Origin of the sequence: Amycolatopsis sp. NPDC051903 (assembly GCF_044452505.1) — a bacterium.
In the GTDB taxonomy this organism is placed as follows: domain Bacteria; phylum Actinomycetota; class Actinomycetes; order Mycobacteriales; family Pseudonocardiaceae; genus Amycolatopsis.
In genome coordinates this window covers 432,200-450,896 of the sequence record NZ_JBITBT010000002.1, presented here as the reverse complement: position 1 = coordinate 450,896, position 18,697 = coordinate 432,200, and the positions used below count along the sequence as shown (strand labels likewise).

General features: G+C 72.0%; 21 protein-coding genes and 1 pseudogene. 12 read left to right on the top strand and 10 right to left on the bottom strand.

Features of this window, described 5'->3' with window-relative positions:
* Positions 1-76: 76 nt before the first annotated feature.
* The 4 genes from ACIA77_RS06410 to ACIA77_RS06395 all read left to right on the top strand — a co-directional run bounded on the left by ACIA77_RS06410 (position 77) and on the right by ACIA77_RS06395 (position 4,934).
* Positions 77-1,003 carry an oxygenase MpaB family protein gene (locus ACIA77_RS06410; protein WP_395884740.1) on the top strand — a complete coding sequence of 309 codons (927 nt, stop codon included), beginning with the start codon at positions 77-79 and terminating at the stop codon, positions 1,001-1,003.
* Positions 1,004-1,023: 20 nt separating this feature from the next.
* On the top strand, positions 1,024-2,049 hold the full coding sequence (locus ACIA77_RS06405) for an LLM class F420-dependent oxidoreductase (protein WP_395884739.1): 1,026 nt from the start codon (positions 1,024-1,026) through the stop codon (positions 2,047-2,049).
* Positions 2,050-2,208: 159 nt separating this feature from the next.
* Positions 2,209-3,528, top strand: coding sequence for an MFS transporter (locus ACIA77_RS06400; protein WP_395884738.1), 1,320 nt, complete (start codon positions 2,209-2,211; stop codon positions 3,526-3,528).
* Positions 3,525-4,934, top strand: coding sequence for a pyridoxal phosphate-dependent decarboxylase family protein (locus ACIA77_RS06395; RefSeq protein ID WP_395884737.1), 1,410 nt, complete (start codon positions 3,525-3,527; stop codon positions 4,932-4,934). Before ACIA77_RS06400 ends, ACIA77_RS06395 begins: the two co-directional genes overlap by 4 nt.
* Positions 4,935-5,392: 458 nt before the next feature.
* Here ACIA77_RS06395 and ACIA77_RS06390 read toward each other — a convergent pair whose 3' ends face one another.
* The 8 genes from ACIA77_RS06390 to mrf all read right to left on the bottom strand — a co-directional run bounded on the left by ACIA77_RS06390 (position 5,393) and on the right by mrf (position 11,541).
* The gene (locus ACIA77_RS06390; protein ID WP_395884736.1) at positions 5,393-5,665 is read right to left on the bottom strand and encodes a DUF6295 family protein; all 273 of its coding nucleotides are present in this window, start codon (positions 5,663-5,665) and stop codon (positions 5,393-5,395) included.
* Between the two features lie 21 nt (positions 5,666-5,686).
* Positions 5,687-6,430 carry a dienelactone hydrolase family protein gene (locus tag ACIA77_RS06385; protein WP_395884735.1) on the bottom strand — a complete coding sequence of 248 codons (744 nt, stop codon included), beginning with the start codon at positions 6,428-6,430 and terminating at the stop codon, positions 5,687-5,689.
* Positions 6,427-8,130 (bottom strand): MFS transporter, encoded by a 1,704-nt coding sequence (locus ACIA77_RS06380; RefSeq protein ID WP_395884734.1) that lies wholly within the window; start codon positions 8,128-8,130, stop codon positions 6,427-6,429. The genes ACIA77_RS06385 and ACIA77_RS06380 overlap by 4 nt, the downstream gene beginning before the upstream one ends.
* Complete coding sequence (locus tag ACIA77_RS06375) at positions 8,127-8,576, bottom strand: MarR family winged helix-turn-helix transcriptional regulator (RefSeq protein WP_395884733.1); 450 nt, start codon at positions 8,574-8,576, stop codon at positions 8,127-8,129. The genes ACIA77_RS06380 and ACIA77_RS06375 overlap by 4 nt, the downstream gene beginning before the upstream one ends.
* Before the next feature lie 202 nt (positions 8,577-8,778).
* Complete coding sequence (locus ACIA77_RS06370) at positions 8,779-9,873, bottom strand: GTP-binding protein (RefSeq protein WP_395884732.1); 1,095 nt, start codon at positions 9,871-9,873, stop codon at positions 8,779-8,781.
* Complete coding sequence (gene rpmF / locus ACIA77_RS06365; protein WP_395884731.1) at positions 9,870-10,028, bottom strand: 50S ribosomal protein L32; 159 nt, start codon at positions 10,026-10,028, stop codon at positions 9,870-9,872. Before rpmF ends, ACIA77_RS06370 begins: the two co-directional genes overlap by 4 nt.
* Positions 10,028-10,291: a type B 50S ribosomal protein L31 gene (locus ACIA77_RS06360; RefSeq protein WP_395884730.1), complete on the bottom strand. Its 264-nt coding sequence runs from the start codon at positions 10,289-10,291 to the stop codon at positions 10,028-10,030. The genes rpmF and ACIA77_RS06360 overlap by 1 nt, the downstream gene beginning before the upstream one ends.
* Positions 10,288-11,541, bottom strand: coding sequence for a ribosome hibernation factor-recruiting GTPase MRF (mrf, locus tag ACIA77_RS06355; RefSeq protein WP_395884729.1), 1,254 nt, complete (start codon positions 11,539-11,541; stop codon positions 10,288-10,290). Before mrf ends, ACIA77_RS06360 begins: the two co-directional genes overlap by 4 nt.
* Positions 11,542-11,618: 77 nt before the next feature.
* On the opposite strand from mrf, the gene rpmB reads away from it, so the two are divergent.
* The 5 genes from rpmB to cobA all read left to right on the top strand — a co-directional run bounded on the left by rpmB (position 11,619) and on the right by cobA (position 13,990).
* Positions 11,619-11,855 (top strand): 50S ribosomal protein L28, encoded by a 237-nt coding sequence (gene rpmB, locus ACIA77_RS06350; RefSeq protein ID WP_395884728.1) that lies wholly within the window; start codon positions 11,619-11,621, stop codon positions 11,853-11,855.
* Positions 11,856-12,023 carry a 50S ribosomal protein L33 gene (gene rpmG, locus ACIA77_RS06345; RefSeq protein WP_395884727.1) on the top strand — a complete coding sequence of 56 codons (168 nt, stop codon included), beginning with the start codon at positions 11,856-11,858 and terminating at the stop codon, positions 12,021-12,023.
* Positions 12,023-12,328 (top strand): 30S ribosomal protein S14, encoded by a 306-nt coding sequence (rpsN, locus tag ACIA77_RS06340; protein ID WP_395884726.1) that lies wholly within the window; start codon positions 12,023-12,025, stop codon positions 12,326-12,328. The genes rpmG and rpsN overlap by 1 nt, the downstream gene beginning before the upstream one ends.
* Entirely contained in the window at positions 12,325-12,576 is a 252-nt protein-coding gene (gene rpsR, locus ACIA77_RS06335; protein ID WP_395884725.1) for a 30S ribosomal protein S18, read from the top strand. Before rpsN ends, rpsR begins: the two co-directional genes overlap by 4 nt.
* A 196-nt stretch (positions 12,577-12,772) precedes the next feature.
* A complete protein-coding gene (gene cobA / locus ACIA77_RS06330; RefSeq protein WP_395884724.1) occupies positions 12,773-13,990 on the top strand; it encodes a uroporphyrinogen-III C-methyltransferase in 1,218 nt (405 codons plus the stop codon).
* Positions 13,991-13,994: 4 nt separating this feature from the next.
* Here cobA and ACIA77_RS06325 read toward each other — a convergent pair whose 3' ends face one another.
* Entirely contained in the window at positions 13,995-14,870 is an 876-nt protein-coding gene (locus tag ACIA77_RS06325) for an alpha/beta fold hydrolase (RefSeq protein WP_395884723.1), read from the bottom strand.
* A 112-nt stretch (positions 14,871-14,982) separates the two neighbouring features.
* On the opposite strand from ACIA77_RS06325, the gene ACIA77_RS06320 reads away from it, so the two are divergent.
* Together ACIA77_RS06320 and ACIA77_RS06315 are read left to right on the top strand one after the other, a co-directional pair.
* Positions 14,983-15,825, top strand: coding sequence for a crotonase/enoyl-CoA hydratase family protein (locus ACIA77_RS06320; protein ID WP_395884722.1), 843 nt, complete (start codon positions 14,983-14,985; stop codon positions 15,823-15,825).
* A 34-nt stretch (positions 15,826-15,859) separates the two neighbouring features.
* A pseudogene (locus ACIA77_RS06315) lies at positions 15,860-17,566 on the top strand (AMP-binding protein).
* A gap of 21 nt (positions 17,567-17,587) precedes the next feature.
* Here ACIA77_RS06315 and ACIA77_RS06310 read toward each other — a convergent pair.
* Positions 17,588-18,094 carry a hypothetical protein gene (locus tag ACIA77_RS06310; RefSeq protein ID WP_395884721.1) on the bottom strand — a complete coding sequence of 169 codons (507 nt, stop codon included), beginning with the start codon at positions 18,092-18,094 and terminating at the stop codon, positions 17,588-17,590.
* 323 nt (positions 18,095-18,417) lie between these two features.
* Between ACIA77_RS06310 and ACIA77_RS06305 the strand changes: the two genes are divergently transcribed.
* Positions 18,418-18,642: a hypothetical protein gene (locus ACIA77_RS06305; RefSeq protein ID WP_395884720.1), complete on the top strand. Its 225-nt coding sequence runs from the start codon at positions 18,418-18,420 to the stop codon at positions 18,640-18,642.
* Positions 18,643-18,697: the final 55 nt, after the last annotated feature.

Sequence of the window (18,697 nt, the reverse complement as noted above, 5' to 3'; positions counted from 1 at the left end):
ACCACGCCCGTTGTCACATCCTAACCTGACAACGGCCGTAGTCAGTTCGCGGACACACGGGACGGAAGGGGCGCCGATGACGCGGGAGGAACCCGAACCATTGGGCCCGGATTCGCTCACGTGGCGGTACTTCGGCGACTGGCGCGGGCTGCTGATCGCCCTATGGGCGGGCTCCATGCAGAACATGCACCCCGGGCTCGGCGCCGGCGTCGAACAGCACTCCCGCTTCTTCGAGGAACGCTGGCAGCGGCTCTTCCGTTCGCTCTACCCGATCGGCGGCGTCGTCTACGACGGGCCGCGCGCGCATCGGACCGCGCTGGAGGTGCGCGGCTACCACGACCGCATCAAGGGCGTCGACGCCCGGGGCCGCCGCTACCACGCGCTCGACCCCGACACCTTCTACTGGGCGCATTCGACGTTCTTCGTCAGCACGATCCTCATCGCCGACACCTTCATGGGCGGCATCGGCGAAGCCGAGAAGCGCACGCTGTTCGACGAACACGTGCGCTGGTGGCGGATGTACGACCTGACCATGCGCCCCGTGCCGCAGTCCTGGGAGGACTTCCAGCGGTACTGGAAGCACATGTGCACCGAGGTGCTGGAGGACAACAAGGCCACCCGCGACGTCCTCGACCTGCGTGGCATGGCCAAGCCGCCGTTCCTGCCGTGGCTGCCCGAGGCGCTGTGGCGGCCGGTTTCGGCGGTGATAGCGAAGCAGTTCGTCTGGCTCACGATCGGGCTGTACGACCCCGAGGTCCGGCAGCTGCTCGGGTTCTCGTGGTCGGCCACGGACGAACGCCGCCACCGCTTCTTCGGCCGCGCCGTCAACGCGGTCTTCTCGCTCGTGCCGCGCGACCGCCGCTACCACCCGCGCGCCCGTGCCGGCTGGCGGCGCACGCGGGGCGAGGTGGCCGCGGAGGCGCTAGTGGTCGAGACTCCACGGAGGAACCTGCCGCCGCTTTCGCGGCGCGGCGAGCCGGAGCACTACTCACCGAACGTCTGAGCCGACTCACGGAGGGCTGCATGAAGCTGGGCTACCACCTCGGGTACTGGGGGAGCGGGCCGACGCCGGGCGCGCTGGAAGCGGTGCTCGAGGCCGAACGCCTCGGGTTCGACTCGGTGTGGTCCGCGGAGGCCTACGGCTCCGACGCGTTCACCCCGCTCGCGTGGGCCGGCGCGTCGACGAGCCGCGTGAAGCTCGGCACCAACATCGTGCAGATGTCCGCGCGCACGCCCACCGCGACCGCGATGACCGCACTGACGCTCGACCACCTCTCCGGCGGCCGGTTCGTGCTCGGGCTCGGTGCGTCCGGCCCGCAGGTCGTGGAGGGCTGGTACGGCCAGCCGTACCCGAAGCCGCTCGCCCGCACGCGCGAGTACGTCGAGATCATCCGCAAGGTCCTGGCCCGCGAGGAGCCCGTGACGCTCGACGGGCAGTTCTACCAGCTGCCGTACCGGGGCGGCGCGGGGCTGGGGAAACCGCTCAAGCCCACCGTGCACCCGCTGCGCGCGGACCTCCCGATCTACCTCGCGGCCGAGGGACCGAAGAACGTCGCGCTGGCCGCCGAGATCTGCGACGGCTGGCTGCCGCTGTTCTTCTCGCCGAAGGCCGACGAGTTCTACCGCGCCGCGTTGCACGAAGGCTTCGCGCGGCCGGGGGCGCGGCGCACCGCGGCGGAGTTCGAGGTGCCCGCGTCGGTGCCGGTGATCGTGCACGACGACGTGGAGGAAGCGGCGAGCTGGATCAAGCCGGCGCTCGCGTTGTACATCGGCGGCATGGGCGCCAAGAGCGTGAACTTCCACCACGACGTGTTCGCGCGCCTGGGTTACGAGGAGGCGGCCGACCGGGTGCAGGAGCTCTACCTCGCCGGGCGCAAGGACGAGGCCGTGGCCGCGATCCCGACGTCGCTCGTGGAGGACACGTCGCTGATCGGGCCGCCCGCGAAGATCCGCGAGGAACTCGCCGAATGGGAGAAGACCGTGGTGACGACCCTGCTGCTGCGCGGCGACGCGGGTTCGCTGACGAAGGTGGCCGGCGCGCTGTCCTGAGCCGCGGTTCCGGGTGGCGCACGGGGCGAGGTCGGCCCGGTACGCGCGGTGCATTACGACGGTGGCACGATTCCCCCCGACCACTACCGGGGAACCGCGAAGATCCACTAGTCACTTCCACTAGCACCGCCTTCGCCGGTACCGCCTCGAGGAGGACCATTGGCGCCGCTGCCCCGCCGGACGAGATTCAACTACTCGCTCGGCTCGTTCGTCACCGGAGCTTTCGGCACGGTGCCCGGCCTGCTGCTCCTGCCCTACCTCACCGACACGATGGCGGTGCCCGCCGCGTGGGCCGGGGTGATCGTGTTCGTGCCGAAGGCGTGGGACGTGGTCTTCAACCCCGTCGCGGGACGGCTGTCCGACGCGGACCTCGTGAAGACCGGCAGCCGGCGGCGGTTCCTGCTACGCGGCGGGGTGGGCGTCGCGATCCTCTTCGCGGCGCTGTTCGCGCACCCCGGGTTCGGCACGCCCGCCGTGGACGCGCTCTACGTGGTGATCGTGTTCTTCTTGTGCGCCACCGCGTATGCGTTCTTCCAGGTGCCGTTCAACGCGCTGCCGGCCGAGCTGACGGACTCGGCCGAGGAGCGCACGAAGCTCACCAGCGTGCGCATCGGCGTGCTCGCCGTCGCGATCCTCGTCTCCGGCGGCGCCGCGCCGGCGATCACCGACATCCTCGAAGGCGTCGCGGGCTACCGGGTGATGGGCGTCGTGATGGCGGTGATCATCCTGGCGGCCACCTTGGGTGTCTACTTCGGCCTGAAGGGCGCGCCGGTCGGCCTGCTGCGGCCCAACGCCGTGAGCTTCAAGCAGCTGATCCGCACGATCGCGCAGTGGCGCCCGTTCTGCTGGCTCATGGGCTCGTACTTCATCCAGGCGCTGGGCATCGGCACGGTGCTCGCCGCGATCCCGTACTTCGCCCAGCACGTGCTCGGCGACCCGAGCTACCGCACCGTGCTGTTCGTCGGGTTCGTGGGGCCGGCGCTGCTGACGATGCCGCTGTGGCCGCGGCTGGGGCAGCGGTGGGGCAAGCTGGTGGGCTTCCGCATCGCGACGACCTCGTTCACCGTCGGGCTGCTGGGCATCCTGTTCGCCAAGGACATCCCGCTCGCGGTGACGATGGTGTTCGTGGCGCTGGCCGGCGTCGGCTACGCCGGCATCTCCGTGTTCCCGCTCGCCATCCTGCCCGACCTGATCAGCGCCGAAGAGGAGCGCACCGGCGAGACGCGCGCGGGCATCACGGCCGGCGTGTGGACGGCGTCGGAGACCCTGGGCCTCGCGCTCGGCCCGGGCCTGTTCGGCCTGGTGCTCTCGGCCGGGCACTACGTGTCGAGCACCGACGCCACCTCCGCGCAGCCGAGTTCGGCGATCACGGCGATCACGATCGGCTCCTCGGTGCTGCCCGCGGTGCTCATCGCGCTGGCGATCCCGTTGCTGCGCCGCAAGACGCTCGAACCGCGGCCGGTGGAGCCGCAGCTGTGACCGACGTGCTGGCGCAGCTGCGGGCCCTGCGCGCGGGTGATCTGCCGACCCACGGCGGGCGCACGCTGGCCTACGTCTACGACAGCGGGCTGTCCGAAGTGGACGAGATCGCGGCGGCCGCGCACGCGCTCGCGTCGTCGGCCAACGCGCTCGACCCCACGGCGTTCCCCAGCCTGCTGAAGCTCGAGAACGACCTCGTCGGCCGCGCGGCGGCGTTGCTGGGCGGCACGGACGCGACCGTCGGCACGGTGACCTCGGGCGGCACGGAGTCCTGCCTGCTCGCGGTCCTCGCCGCGCGCGACGCCCGGCCGGACGTCGTGGCGCCCAGCATCGTGTTGCCCGACACCGCGCACGCCGCGTTCCACAAGGCGGCGCACCTGTTCGGCGTCCGCGAGATCGTGGTGCCGGTCGATCCGGAGACGTTCCGCGCCGGGCCCGAAGCGATGGCCGCGGCGATCGACGAATCCACCGTGCTCGTCGTCGCGAGCGCGCCCTCGTACGCCCACGGCGTGGTCGACCCGATTCCGGAGATCGCGGCCGCTGCGGCCCGGCGCGGGGTGCGGATGCACGTGGACGCGTGCATCGGCGGCTGGGTGCTGCCGTACTTCGCGAAGCTGGGCGCGGACGTCCCGCCGTTCGACTTCCGCGTCCCCGGAGTCACCAGCCTGTCGGTGGATCTGCACAAGTACGCCTACTGCGCCAAGGGCGTCTCGGTGCTGCTGCACGCGAACGCGCAGCTGCGCCGCACGCACTACTTCGCCAGCGCCGCGTGGCCCGGCTACACGATGCTCAACCCGACGCTGCAGAGCACGCGCTCGGGCGGACCGCTCGCCGCCGCGTGGGCCGTGGTGAACCACCTCGGTGAGGACGGCTACCTGCGCCTGGCCGAGGTCACGCGCGAAGCGGTCACGCGGATCCGGGCGGGCGTCGAGGACATCGCCGGGCTGCGGGTGCTGGGCGACCCGGACTCGACGCTGGTCGCGTTCACCGCCGACGGCGCCGGCTTCGACCTCTTCACGGTGGCGGACGAGATGAAGCTGCGCGGCTGGTACGTGCAGCCGCAGTTCGCCCACGGCGGCTCGCCGCTGAACCTGCACCTCACGATCACCGCCGCCAACCACGGCAGCGAGAAGCACTTCCTCGCCGACCTCACCGCTTCGGTCGCCGCGGCGACCGAAGCCGGGCCGGTGCTGGTCGACGCGGACGTCGCCGCCTTCGTCGACGCCCTCGACCCGCAAACCCTGACAGCGGAACAGTTCGCGGGCCTCCTCACGGCCGCCGGCCTGATGGGCGATGGCGGCTTGCCCGACCGGATGGCCCCGATCAACGCCCTGCTGGCCACCGCGCCGGAAGCGCTGCGGGAGCGGCTGTTGCTGGAGTTCCTGGGCGCGCTCTACACACCCTGATCACCCGGGCCGCGCCCCGCTCACGCTACCGCCGGCCGACAACGCACCGAAACCCTGCACCCAGCCCCCGCCGAGCACCTCGACCGGCGCCGCACCACGCGCATACAACACCGCCGCCAACCTAGGCAGAACGTCCTGCGCTCAGCCCCTGCCCGGCACCGCGAGCGGCGGCCCACCACGCGCATACGAAATCGCCACCCGACAACGCCATGAAGGATGCACCCAGCCCCTGCCCGGCACCTCGATCCGAAGCTCCAACACGGCCGCCGACCCCGTGTCAAGGCACGCTTTCCCGCCTTGACACGGGATCAGCGGCCGTAGTCACACTCGAGCTTCGGGGTGCCTACGCACCGCAACACGCCCCCGCGCAGGACCGAAAACCCGAGCGGGCGAGGACCGGGTGCAGGGATCATTGCTTTGTCAGCCGGCGGTTGCGCAAGTAGGGCGGTCGGCCCCGCTCACTGGTTCCGCGAAGCCAGCCCCGCCGGCGCAGCCGCCAACGCAGTCCGAATCGCCTCCGCCAGCGCGAGCGCGTCCTCTTCCGTCAGCTCCAGCGCCACCCGCGCCGACGGGCCGAGTTTCGGGTTCATGAAGTCGATGTTCACGGTGTGGGCGTAGCGCGCGTGCGTCGGGTGGTCGACGTACACGGTGGCCTCGCTGACGCTGTGCCAGCCGGTCGCGCTCTTGCCGCTGCCTTCCACGGCGAACTTCTCGGTCAGGTAGGTGCACATGGGAAACGTCCCTCCGGTGGTTCAGGCGCTGAGGTGCCGGCCGTAGAAGTCGAGGATCTTGGCCCAGCCGTCGACGGCGGCCTCGGGCCGGTAGCTCGGGCGGTCGACGGCGAAGAACGCGTGGCCGGCGCCCTCGTAGGTGTGGAACTCGTGTTCCTTGCCGAGGCGGTCGAGCTCGGCGGCGAGCTTCGCGGTCTCGTCGGGCGCGGGGTACTGGTCGTCGGCGCCGAAGATGCCCAGCAGCGGGGCCGAGAGCTGCGGCGCGAGGCCCAGCAGCGGCTTCATCGTCGCGGGCATGCCGGCCGGCGGCTCGTTGACGACGAACGCGCCGTAGCAGTCCACCGCGGCGTCGACCCGCGTCGAGCACGCGACGAGGAACGTCTGGCGCCCGCCCGAGCAGTGGCCGATCACGCCGATCTTGCCGTTGGCGTTGTCCAGCGCCTTCAGGTACTTCGCGGCGCCTTCGACGTCACCGACGAGGCGCTCGTCGGGCACTCCGCCGGCGGCGCGGACGGTCGCGGCGGCGTCGTCGGGGCTCGCGCCCGGCGCCTCGCGCGAGTACAGGTTCGGGCACAGCGCCGCGAAACCCTCGGCGGCGAAGCGGCGGACCATCTCCTTGGTCGCCGGGTCGTAACCCGGCATGTGGTGGATCACCACGACGCCGCCGCGCGGCGCGGGGTCGAGCGGGCGCGCCAGGTACGCCTCGATCTCGTCACCGCCGTGGCCGGTGATCGTGACGGTGCCGGCGGTGAGCGTGTCGTTCATCCGTTCTCCCTGTCTGGGTTGGCGCTTTGATCGTGGAAGTAGCGCTTGCCGCGGGACACCGAGGCGATCCCCGCGACGAGCGCCATCACGGCGGCCGCCGTGAAGACGGTGACCAGCCCGTGGTGGAACGGGCCGGAGATGAGCTGCGGGAAGAACTCCTTGCCGGTCAGTGCCGCGGCGTCGTCGGGCGGGAGTCCGGAAAGGACACCCGGGCCGAGCAGGTGCGCCACCGGGTTGCTGCCGAGGAACGCCGCGAAGAGCGTGCTCACCGGCGGCAGCTGGGCGACGTTCGCGGCGATGCCGGCGGGCACGCTGTGGGCCTGCAGCCCGCTGGTCAGCGTCTCGGGCAGCGAACCGGCGAGCCCGGCGATCATCAGCGAGAAGAACACACCGATCGACAGCGCCGTGCCGGAGTTCTGGAACGTCGAGCGCATGCCGGAGGCGACGCCGCGCTGGTGGTCGGCGACGCTGCTCATGATCGCCGACGTGTTGGGCGCGGAGAACATGCCCTGTCCGAGCCCGCTGAGCACCAGCAGCAGCGCGAACACCGGGTACGAGAAGTCGACGGGCAGCGCGAGCAGCCCGAGGAACGACCCCGCCACCAGGATCAGGCCGAGCGTGGAGAACAGCCGCGCGCCGAAGCGATCCGACAGGTAGCCGGACACCGGGCCCGCGATGAGGAACCCGACCGTGAGCGGCAGCAGGTAGATCCCGGCCCACAGCGGCGTCTTCTCGTACTCGTACCCGTGCAGCGGGAGCCAGATGCCCTGGAGCCAGATGATCAGCATGAACTGCAGCCCGCCGCGCGCGACGGACGTGAGCAGCACCGCGAGGTTGCCCGCGGTGAACGCCCGGATCCGGAACAGCGAGAGCTGGAACATCGGCTCCTTCACGCGCGTCTCGATCACACCGAACGCGACCAGCAGCAGCACGCCGATCACGATGCCGCCGAGCACCCACGGGCTGCCCCAGCCCGTCGCGGCACCGCCGTACGGCTGGATGCCGTACGTGATCGCGGCGAGCAGCACGCCGGTGCCGACGGCGAAGGTGACGTTGCCGCCCCAGTCGATGCGCGCCCGGCGCGGTGTGCCGATCTCGCGCAGGCTGCGGATCGACCACACCGTGCCGAGGATGCCGAACGGCACGCTCACCCAGAACACCGCGCGCCAGTCGATCTCGGCGAGCAGGCCCCCGGCGACGAGGCCGAGGAACTGCCCGGCCAGCGCGGTGATCTGGTTGATGCCCAGCGCCATGCCGCGCTGTTCGCGGGGGAACGCGTCGGTGAGGATGGCCGCGGAGTTGGCCGTGAGCATGGAGCCGCCGACGGCCTGCACGATGCGCCAGCCGATGAGCCACAGCGCGCCCGCGCCGGCGTGGAACGGGTCGAACGACAGCGCCACCGAGGCGACGCTGAAGATCACGAACCCGACGTTGTACATCTTCACGCGGCCGAACATGTCGCCGAGCCGGCCGAGCGTCACCACCAGCACGGCGGACACCAGCAGGTAGCCCAGGATCATCCAGAGCAGGTAGCCGATGTTGGCCGGCGCGAGCGGATCGAGCCCGATGCCGCGGAAGATCGCGGGCAGCGAGATGATCACGATCGACCCGTCGAGGGCCGACATCAGCACGCCGAGGGTGGTGTTGGAGAGAGCGACCCACTTGTAGCGGCCGCCGCGGCTGGTGGCCGTGGTCGTCACAGTTCGTCCGCCAGGCGTTCGAGCAACGGGATCACCTCGAGCAGTCGGCGGCGCTCCTCGGCATCGAAGCCGTCGGCCAGTGCCCGGGCGACGCGCTGGGTGTTGAGTGAACGCCGGTCGGTCAGGAGTTTCCGGCCGGCTTCGGTCACGGACATCAGCACCCGCCGCCCGTCGGCGGTGTCGGGCCTGCGCGTCACGAGCCCGCGGTCGACCAGCCCCGCCAGGGTCACGCCGATGGCCTGCGGTTTCACCCGCTCCTGCTCGGCGAGGTACCCGGGCGTCGCGGGTCCGTCGCGGTCGAGGCGGGAGAGCACGGAGCTCTCCGACAGCGTCGCTTCGCCGACCACGTAGCCCTGGCGTAGCCGCCGCACGAGGCGCCCGAGCGCGACCCGCAGGTCGGCGGCGCCTTCCACGAGGTCCTTGGTGATCCGATCCGGCACGTTCATCAACCTAAACTGATAAACCTGGATTGATCAACCCTCGCGAAACGCCCCTAACGGCAACGAAACGTGCAGTTCAGGCACGGTCTGTCCGCCGTGGACCAGTGCTGTTGATCACGACGGCAGGGTCCGGTGAACGATCCGCGAACGCCGAAGGCCGCGCGCCCCGGATGCGGGTTCGCGCGGCCGTCGGCGGCGTCGTCCGTCCTCAGTGGACGTGCGCGGGCGCCCACTCGGGGAACGGGTCGGCGGACACCGGTTCGTCGGTGAGGCACGCCTCGAGCGCCGCCAGCAGCGGGTCGCCGGCGAGGTCCACGCCGATGAACACCAGCTCCTGCTGCGGCGCGCGGGTCACGCCCTGCGGTTCGAAGCGGGCCACGGAGCCGGCTTGCGACCACAGACCCAGCGTGCCCGGGCGCGACGCGAGCGTGAAGAACCCCTTGGAGCGCAACACCGTCCCGAACTCGCCCGAGTCGAGCCGCGTCGTGACGAACTCCCACAGCGGCGCCGGGTCGAACGCCCGCGTGGCGCGGAACACGATGCTCGAGATGCCGTACTCCTCGGTCTCCGGCACCTGGTCGCCGTTGAGCTCCGCGACCCACCCCGGGGCCTGCTGCGCGCGCAGCGGGTCGTGCCGGCCCGTACCGAACACCCGCGGCAGCGGCACCCGGCCCAACGCCGCGGTGAGCACGTCCGCCGCCGGGTTGAGCCGGCGCAGGGCCGCCACCAGGCGCTGTGCCTGGGCCGCCGACACGAGGTCGGTCTTGTTCAGCAGCAGCACGTCCGCGAACTCGACCTGGTCCACGAGCAGATCGGACACCGTGCGCTCGTCGCCCTCGTACTGGTCGAGCCGGCGCTGCGCGAGCGAGTCACCGCCGGCGAGTTCACGGCCGAAGTTCACGGCGTCGACCACCGTGACCATCGTGTCCAGCCGCGCGCCGGACAGCACCGGCGTGCCGTCGTCGCCGGGGAACGCGAACGTCGCGGCCACCGGCATCGGCTCGGAGATCCCGCTCGACTCGATGAGCACGTGGTCGAACCGGCCGTCCGCGGTCAGCCGCGCCACCTCGTCGAGCAGGTCTTCACGCAGGGTGCAGCAGATGCAGCCGTTGGTCAGCTCGACGAGCCGCTCCTCGGTGCGGGACACGCTGTCGCGCACGAGCGCGGCGTCGATGTTGACCTCGCTCATGTCGTTCACGAGCACCGCGACCCGGAGCCCGTCGCGGTTGGCGAGGATGTGGTTCAGCAGGGTGGTCTTCCCGGCGCCGAGGAATCCCGACAGGACGGTGACGGGGACGCTCACCGCCCGAGCCGCTGGAAGTGCTTGATCAGCCGGCGGGGGACCCGCTTGCGCTCCCCGTCGACGGTGATCGGCACGAGGTCGGGCGCCGTGGCCTTCCACTGCGCACGCCGGGACCGCGTGGTGCTGCGCGACTTCTTCCGCTTGGGCACGGCCATCAGCGCGCACCGCCCTGGTTCCGGCGCCCGTAGCGGCGGTGGAACTTCTCGAGCTGGCCCGCGGAGTCGACGATCCGCTGGTTGCCGGTCCAGAACGGGTGCGACCACGCGCTGATGTCGACCACCACGAGCGGGTAGGTGTTGCCGTCGGTCCACTCGATCGTCCGGTCCGAGGTCGCGGTGGAGCGGGTGAGGAACGCGTCGCCGGTCGACGAATCGCGGAACACCACGGGGTGGTAGTCGGGGTGGCTGCCGGGTTTCACTGCGGTTCGTCCTTCCGGTTCGCGGCGCTCACGTGCCGCTCTGCTTCGTCGTCTTCGCCTGCTTCGCACGGGTCTTCGTGCCATTCGCCGAACGGGTCGGGGTAGCTGCGCCAGGCAGCTTCCCCTTCGGCCAGTTCCTCGTCGGTCAGCAGCGCGGCCCGCAGCGCGTCGTCGATGTCGCGCGGGGCCGCGAGATCGGTGACGACCACGAGCTCCTGTGCCCGGTCGCCCCAGACCTCGTGCCAGCGCAGCGACGCGAGCGTGCGCCGTTCGGCGGAGACGTCGGCCCAGTCCGGCCCGTCCGGCGACGCGAGCCACGGCCCGGCGTGCCCGAGTGCGAGGCCGCCGCCGGCCGACTCGAGCCAGAACGCGACGTCGGGCTGGCTCGCCACCCACGCGCGGCCGCGGGTGCGGACCACACCGCCGAGCAGCGTGTCGATCGCCTCGTGCAGGCGCTCGGGGTGGAACGGGCGCTGGGCGGTGAACGTGAGCACCTCGATGCCGCAATCCGCGTGCAGCGGCGGCTGGCCGCGCAGCAGAGCGCCGTGCAGGTCGGTGACCTCGCCGCGGCGGGCGCCGTCCGGCACGGCGGCGAGCAGCCCGGCCGCTTCCGTGCGGCTGAGCTCAACCCGCGGGACCGACGGAGCGACGCGGTCGAGCACGGCCGCGGACTTGGCCGCGCACCAGGCGTCGGGCGCCGCGCCGGCGAGCACGAGGACGTCGGCGAACTCCACCTGCGCCAGCGCGACCTGCGCGACGGTCCGCTCGTCCTCGGGGCTGCCCTGCAGGCCGCGTTCGAGCAGCAGTTCGTCGCCCGACGCGTCGGCGAGCCACGTGGCGCAGTCGACGACGGTGAACACGGCCTCGATCTCGACGTCGTCGCTCACGGGCCGGTCGCCGACCAGCACGTTCGCGATCGCCCAGCTCACGGGCTCGGGCTCCATGGCCTCGTCGAGGCGCACGACGATGCGGTCCACGTCGGGACGGTGGGCGAGCCGGCGCAGCAGGGGGAGCAGGTCTTCGCGCAGGGTGCAGTTCACGCAGCCGTGGGCGAGCTCGAGCGCGGTGAACTCTTCGCGGGCACCGAGGCGGAGCCGGCGGCGGACGACGCCGCTGCCGAGGTGGCGCAGGTCGTGGTGGACCACGGCGACGCCGGGGCCGGCGCGGCGCAGCAGTTCGGCGAGCTCGTCGTCGGGATCGGCGGCGAGTCCGCTGACGAGCACGAGCGGGACACGCGGGTGTGGGGTCACTGAAGCTCCAGTCGACGGAACGGGGTACAGTGGCAGCGTAATTGAAAACGAATATCACTATCAACTCGGGAGGGTCCGTGTCAGCCGTGTGCCAGGTCACCGGCCGCAAGCCGGGCTACGGCAAGCAGGTCTCGCACTCGCACCGCCGCACGTCGCGGCGTTGGGAGCCGAACCTGCAGACCCGCCGCTACTTCGTGCCGAGCCTCGGCCGGACCGTGCGGCTCAAGGTGTCGGCGAAGGGGATGAAGACGATCGACAAGCGCGGCATCGACGCGGTCGTCGCCGGATTGGCCGCGAAGGGGGTGAAGCTCTAGATGGCGAAGAGCACCGACGTCCGGCCGATCGTGAAGCTGCGGTCCACGGCCGGTACCGGCTACACGTACGTGACCAAGAAGAACCGCCGCAACGACCCCGACCGGCTGGTCCTGCGCAAGTACGACCCCGTGGCGCGCAAGCACGTCGAGTTCAAGGAAGAACGCTGATGGCCAAGAAGTCGAAGATCGCGAAGAACGAGCAGCGGAAGGTCGTCGCGGCGCGCTACGTCGAGCGCCGCCGGGCGCTCAAGGCGGTCATCGCGTCGCCTTCGGCCTCGGCGCAGGAGAAGGCGGACGCGGTGGTGGCGCTGCAGCGCATGCCGCGCGACGCGAGCGCCACGCGCATCCGCAACCGCGACGCGGCCGACGGCCGCCCGCGCGGGTACCTGCGCAAGTTCGGCCTGTCCCGCGTGCGCGTGCGGCAGCTGGCGCACCGCGGCGAGCTGCCCGGCGTCTCGAAGTCGAGCTGGTGAGCCGCGTGCCGAAGCCCCGTCGTGACCGCGTCACCCGCAAGCGCGTGAACCCCTTGCACGCCCGCGGGATCACCGTTGTCGACTGGAAGGACGCGGACCTGCTGCGCACCTTCATCTCCGACCGCGGCAAGATCCGCGCCCGCCGCGTCACGGGATTGACGCCGCAGCAGCAGAAGCAGGTGGCCGCGGCGATCAAGAACGCTCGGGAGATGGCGTTGCTGCCGTACCCGGTCGCCGCGCGCGGCTGACGCGAGCCGTCCCGGAGGTCGCGGCCTCCGGGACGGCTGCGTGATGCTCGCCGCACGGCGGGGGAGGCCGAACCCCGCCCTTCGCGGGCTCGGCCGGGTCGGCCCTGGTCACCTGCGCTGGACGGGTGCTGCGGACGCACGCCGAGTCCCGGCCCTGCTGCAGCGCGCGCCGCGAAGGGCAGGCAGACTTCCGGGCATGGACGACCCGCACTACCTCTCCGGACTCCAGCTCGCCGGCCGTCGCGTCGTGATGGTCGGGGGCGGCTCGGTCGCCCAGCGCCGCCTGCCGCGGCTCCTGCGCGCGGGCGCGCGCGTCGAGCTGGTGTCGCCGCACACGACGCCTTCGGTGAGCGCGATGGCCGACGCGGGCGAGCTCGTGTGGCACGAGCGCCGCTACGCCGAGGGCGATCTCGCCGACGCCTGGTACGCGCTCGCGTGCACCGACGACCCCGAGGTCAACGCCGCCGTGTGCGCCGAGGCCGAGCGCGAGCGGGTCTTCTGCGTGCGCGCCGACGAGGGGGAGTCCGGCAGCGCCGTGACGCCCGCGTCGGGCCGCCACGGCGGGCTGCTGTTCGGCGTCCTGTCCGGCGGCGAGCCACTGCGCTCCGCGGCCGTGCGCGACAGCATCCTCGACGCCCTGCACGCCGGCACCGTGCTCGACGGCCGCGCGCCCCGCACCGACGACACCGAGCTGCCGGGCGTTGCGCTCGTCGGCGGTGGCCCCGGCGACCCGGACCTCATCACCGTGCGGGGGCGCCGGCTGCTCTCCCGCGCCGACGTCGTCGTCGTCGACCGGCTGGCGCCGCGCGAGCTGCTCGACGAGCTCGCGCCCGAGGTCGAGGTCGTCGACGCCGCGAAGATCCCGTACGGCCGCGCCGCGAGCCAGGACGTCATCAACCGCACGCTCGTCGAGAAAGCGCAGGAGGGCAAGTTCGTCGTCCGCCTGAAGGGCGGCGACCCGTACCTGTTCGGCCGCGGTTTCGAGGAAGTGCAGGCGTGCGTGGCCGCGGGTGTCCCGGTGACCATGGTGCCCGGCATCACGAGCGCCTTCGCGGTGCCGGCCGTGGCCGACGTCCCGGTCACCCACCGCGGCGTCGCCCACGAAGTCGTGGTCGTGTCGGGCCACGTCGCGCCGGGCGACCCGCGCTCGCTCGTCGACTGGTCCGTGCTGGCGGGCCTGCGCGGCACCATCGTCCTGATGATGGGCGTCGAACGGCTGCCCCAGTTCGCCGCGGCGCTGCTCGACGGCGGCCGCTCCGCCGACACCCCGGCCACCGTCATCGAAGACGGCACGATGCGCACGCAGCGCACGTTGCGCTCGACGCTGGCGAAGGTCGCCGACGAAGCCGCCGCCGCGGACGTGAAACCGCCGGCGGTGATCGTGTTCGGCCCGGTGGCCGGCCTGACCCGCTGAGGGGTCAGCTCTCGTAGCAGCGCTCGGCGAAGTCCTTGATCGCCGACGTGAGGCGCTGGGGGTCCATGCGGAGTTCGACCGGACTGCGGGCCTGGACGAACTCCGCGTTCGGCATGTCCGCGGCCAGTGTGTCGGCGTCGCCGAAGGGGTGGATGGGGTCGCCCTCGTGGCCGATGACCAGTGCCGGCGTGGCCAGGGAGCGGCGGATCGACTTCGGGGGCGCGATGCGGCCGAACAGCACGCCGTGCAGCAGCGCCGCCATGGGTTCGGGCTGCTGGGTCAGGGTGTCGGTGACGACGTCGACCCACTGGCTGCCGTGCGGCACGAGGTTGGCGGCCAGAGCCACGCCGCGCACGGTCACGGGCAGGAAGCGCGCCGCGAACAGCAGCGGGGCGAACGTCAGGAGGCCGGCCACGATCGCGTTGTCCAGCACCGGCATCTCGACCACCAGGCCGCGTGCCCGCGCCGGCTCGGCCACCGCGACCTCGAGCGCGACGTTGGCGCCGAGGGACGTCCCGCCGATCACCGCGGACGGCAGCCCGAGGTGGTCCAGCAACGCGACCGCCTGCTCGCCGAACGCCGGCATCGAATAGCGCCACGACTCGGCCGGCCGATCGGAGTCGCCGTGGCCCAGCAGGTCGAGGGTGACCACGCGGTACCCCGCGCGGGCGAGGCGGCGCGCCAGGGGCGCGTGCATGCGGCGGGTGAACATGATCCCGTGCATCAGCACCACGACGCGGTCGCCGGTGCCGTACTCGGTGTAGCAGAGCCGCTGCCCGCCGACGGTGAACGAACCCGACAGCTCGATCGGCCGCGTGCGGCGCGCGGGCACCGGGTCCGGCGGCGGGGCGTCGACGGCGGGGGCGGGGGCCGGGCTCATGAGCCACCTTCCTCTCGTGGTCGAGGGCCGCTTCGATCTCTCACTCACCACACAGGAAAGCATCCCGGGGCCGAATTGGCACAGCGTCAACCGGATGGGTCAAGATGACGGGATGACCGCATCTGCTGACGCCCTGCCCGATCTCGTGTCGCTGAAAGTCGACCTCGACGGCTCCGTCGCCGAGGTCACGCTGCTCGGCCCGGCGAAGGGCAACGCCATGGGCCCCGACTTCTGGCGGGAGCTGCCGCTGGTGTTCGGCGCCCTCGACGCCGACCCGCGCGTGCGCGCGATCGTGCTCACCGGCAGCGGCGCGCACTTCTCCTACGGCCTCGACCTGCCCGCCATGATGGGCGGCTGGGCGCCGCTGCTCGCCGGCGACACGCTCGCCGGCCCGCGCACCGGGTTCCACCAGGAAGTGCGCCGCCTGCAGGAGGCCGTCAGCTCGATCGCCGAGTGCCGCAAGCCCGTCATCGCCGCCGTGTCCGGCTGGTGCATCGGCGGCGGCGTCGACGTGATCAGCGCGGCCGACATCCGCGTCGCCAGCGCCGACGCCAAGTTCAGCGTCCGCGAGGTGAAGGTCGCGATCGTCGCCGACCTCGGCAGCCTGCAGCGGCTCGCGACGATCGTCGGTGAAGGCCACGTGCGCGAGCTCGCCCTGACCGGCAAGGACGTCGACGCCGCGCGCGCCGAGAAGATCGGCCTGGTCAACGACGTGTACCCCGACCAGGAAACGCTGCTCGCCGAAGCACGCAAGCTCGCGGCTGACATCGCCGCCAACCCGCCGCTGGTCGTGCAGGGCACCAAGCAGGTCCTCGCCGCCACCACCGAACGCCAGGTCGCCGACGGCCTGCGCTACGTCGCCGCGTGGAACTCCGCGTTCCTCCCGAGCAAGGACCTCGCGGAGGCGGTTCAGGCGTTCCTCGAGCGGCGAGCGCCGGAGTTCAAGGGCGAGTAGAACGGGCACGTACGCGAGCACGAGGGAGTACGACGTGAGCAATGGCGCTTCGGAGAGCCACCGAATTTTCCGCGAGGCGCGGGACTACCTGCAAGCCCACCGCGAGGACTACGACACCGCCCGCCGCGAGTTCGCGTGGCCGCAGCCGGCGGAGTTCAACTGGGCGCTCGACTGGTTCGACGTGGTGGCCCGCGACCCCGCGAACGCGCAGCGGTACGCGCTCTGGATCGTCGAGGAGGACGGCTCCGAGAACCGCTGGACGTTCCCGGAGATGGCGGCCCGCTCGAACCAGGTGGCCAACTGGCTGCGCCGCCTCGGCGTCGCGCGCGGCGACCGGCTGATCCTCATGCTGGGCAACCAGGGCGAGCTGTGGGAGACGATCCTCGCCGCGATCAAGCTCGGCGCCGTGATCATCCCGGCTTCGACGCTGCTCGGCCCGGCCGACCTCGCCGACCGCGTGGAGCGCGGGCAGGCCAAGCACGTCGTGGTCCGCGCCGAGGACGCGCCCAAGTTCGCCGACGTGGCCGGCGACTACACGCGCATCGCCGTCGGCGACCCGGTCGAGGGCTGGCACGCGTTCACCACGGCCTACGCCGAGCCGGCCGAGTTCACCCCCGAGGGCACGACCGCCGCGGCCGACCCGCTGCTGCTGTACTTCACCTCCGGCACCACGGCGAAGCCGAAGCTGGTGTAGCACACGCACGTGTCCTACCCGATCGGGCATCTGTCCACAATGTACTGGATCGGGCTCGAACCCGGCGACGTGCACCTCAACATCTCCTCGCCCGGCTGGGCCAAGCACGCGTGGAGCAACGTGTTCGCGCCGTGGAACGCCGAGGCCACGGTGTTCCTGTACAACTACGCGCGCTTCGACGCCGGCGCCCTGATGGCGCAGATGGACCGCTGCGGCGTCACGAGCTTCTGCGCGCCGCCGACCGTGTGGCGCATGCTCATCCAGGCCGACCTCACCGCGCTGCGCACACCGCCGAAGAAGGTCGTCGGCGCGGGGGAGCCGCTCAACCCCGAGGTGATCGAGCAGGTCGAGAAGGCCTGGGGCGTCACGATCCGCGACGGGTTCGGCCAGACCGAGAGCAGCGTGCAGATCGCGAACACGCCGGGGCAGGACGTCGTGCCCGGCTCGATGGGCCGTCCGCTGCCGGGGTTCGAGGTGGCGCTGGTCGACCCCCTGACGGGCGAGCGCGCGACCGAGGGCGAGATCTGCCTCGACCTCGCGCACCGGCCGGTCGGCCTGATGGTGGGCTACGCGGACGACGACGAACGCACGTCGGCCGCGTTCGCGGGCGGCTACTACCACACCGGCGACGTCGCCTCGATCGACGAACGCGGGTACCTCACCTACGTCGGGCGCACCGACGACGTGTTCAAGGCGTCGGACTACCGGATCTCGCCGTTCGAGCTGGAAAGCGTGCTGCTCGAGCACGACGCCGTCGCAGAAGCCGCCGTGGTGCCCGCGCCGGACCCGATCCGGCTGGCCGTGCCCAAGGCGTACGTGGTGCTCGCCACCGGTCACGAGCCGACGGCCGCCACCGCCCGCGAGATCCTCGCCTACGCGCGGGAGAACCTCGCGCCCTACAAGCGGATCCGGCGCCTGGAGTTCGGCGAGCTGCCGAAGACGATCTCCGGCAAGATCCGCCGCGTCGAACTGCGCGGGCGCGAGCACGAGAACACCCGGCCCGAGGGCGAGTACCGCGAGGACGACTTCCCGGACCTCAAGAGCTGACGCGCGCGGCCGTCGTTCCGCTCACTCCGACGGGACGACGGCCGCGAACACCGTCTGCTCGCCCTTGCTGCACGTCGTGCCGCCTTGCGACGCGGGCGGTCCCGACGTGCACAGCCACCCCGACACGGTGTCGTTCACCGCGTCGTTGGAGCCGGACCCCTGACGGCCGGCGATCTTCGCGTGGAAATCGCGCACGAGCGCCATGGCTTCGGCGCAGGGCACACCACCCGCCTGGCTGTCGAACACGTACAGCGTCAGGCCGCTCGCGGCCGTCACGGTGCCGCAGGAGCCCGGAACCGCGGTGGCGGACGTCGTGGGCTTCGCCTTGGTGCTCGGCGGCGCGTGCGTCGGCTGGGGCGGCGGGGGAGGGGTGAACGTCGTCGACGGCGGTGCCGGCGCCGGGGTGGTCGCGGACGGTGGCGGCGGTGCGGCCACTCGGGGCGCGGGGTCGCCCGAACAGGCGGCGAGCGCCGGCAACACGAGCCAGGCCGCGAGCAGCGGCCGCCACGCGGGCTTCGACGGGGGCACCGGAGTCCTTTCGCCGGGGGTCCTCCCGAGCATTCTGGCCCCCCGGACGCGCCGTGACCGGCACCGACACCCGGCGCGGCGGGCGGAGGTTACCGGAACCGGGGCGTCCGCCTCGCCGGGCTCCCCCGGAAGTCGGTCTACTGTGGACGGTTAAGCTGGTGTTAACGCGTTGATACAGCGGAAATCCATTTCTCACCGATCGGACGAATCTCCGGCGCGGTCGCTAACGCCCGGCGCTCTCGTGCCGAAATACCGGTGGGAACGCCCGGCGCGTTCCCGTCCCCGTTCACCCGCCGACCCCGAGAGACAAGAGCACCGCGAGCATGACCACCGAAACGGCCAGCGAGCCCGTCACCCCGTCAGCCACCTCAGAGACCACGCCGCCCACCGCGCCCTGCAGCGTCGTGTGGTGCTGCGGCCGGCCCTACGTCCTCGAAGGCCGTCCCGGCCGCGCCCGCTGGGCCGGCACCGACGACCGCGGCCGCCCCGAGTCGCTCAGCAGCGCCGAACTCCAGCGCCGGGGCTGGAGCCACCGCCGCGCCGGCTGAGCCGCTCCGGAGCCCGTTCCCGCGGCCGGGTCCGCGTACCCCGCGACCCGGCCGC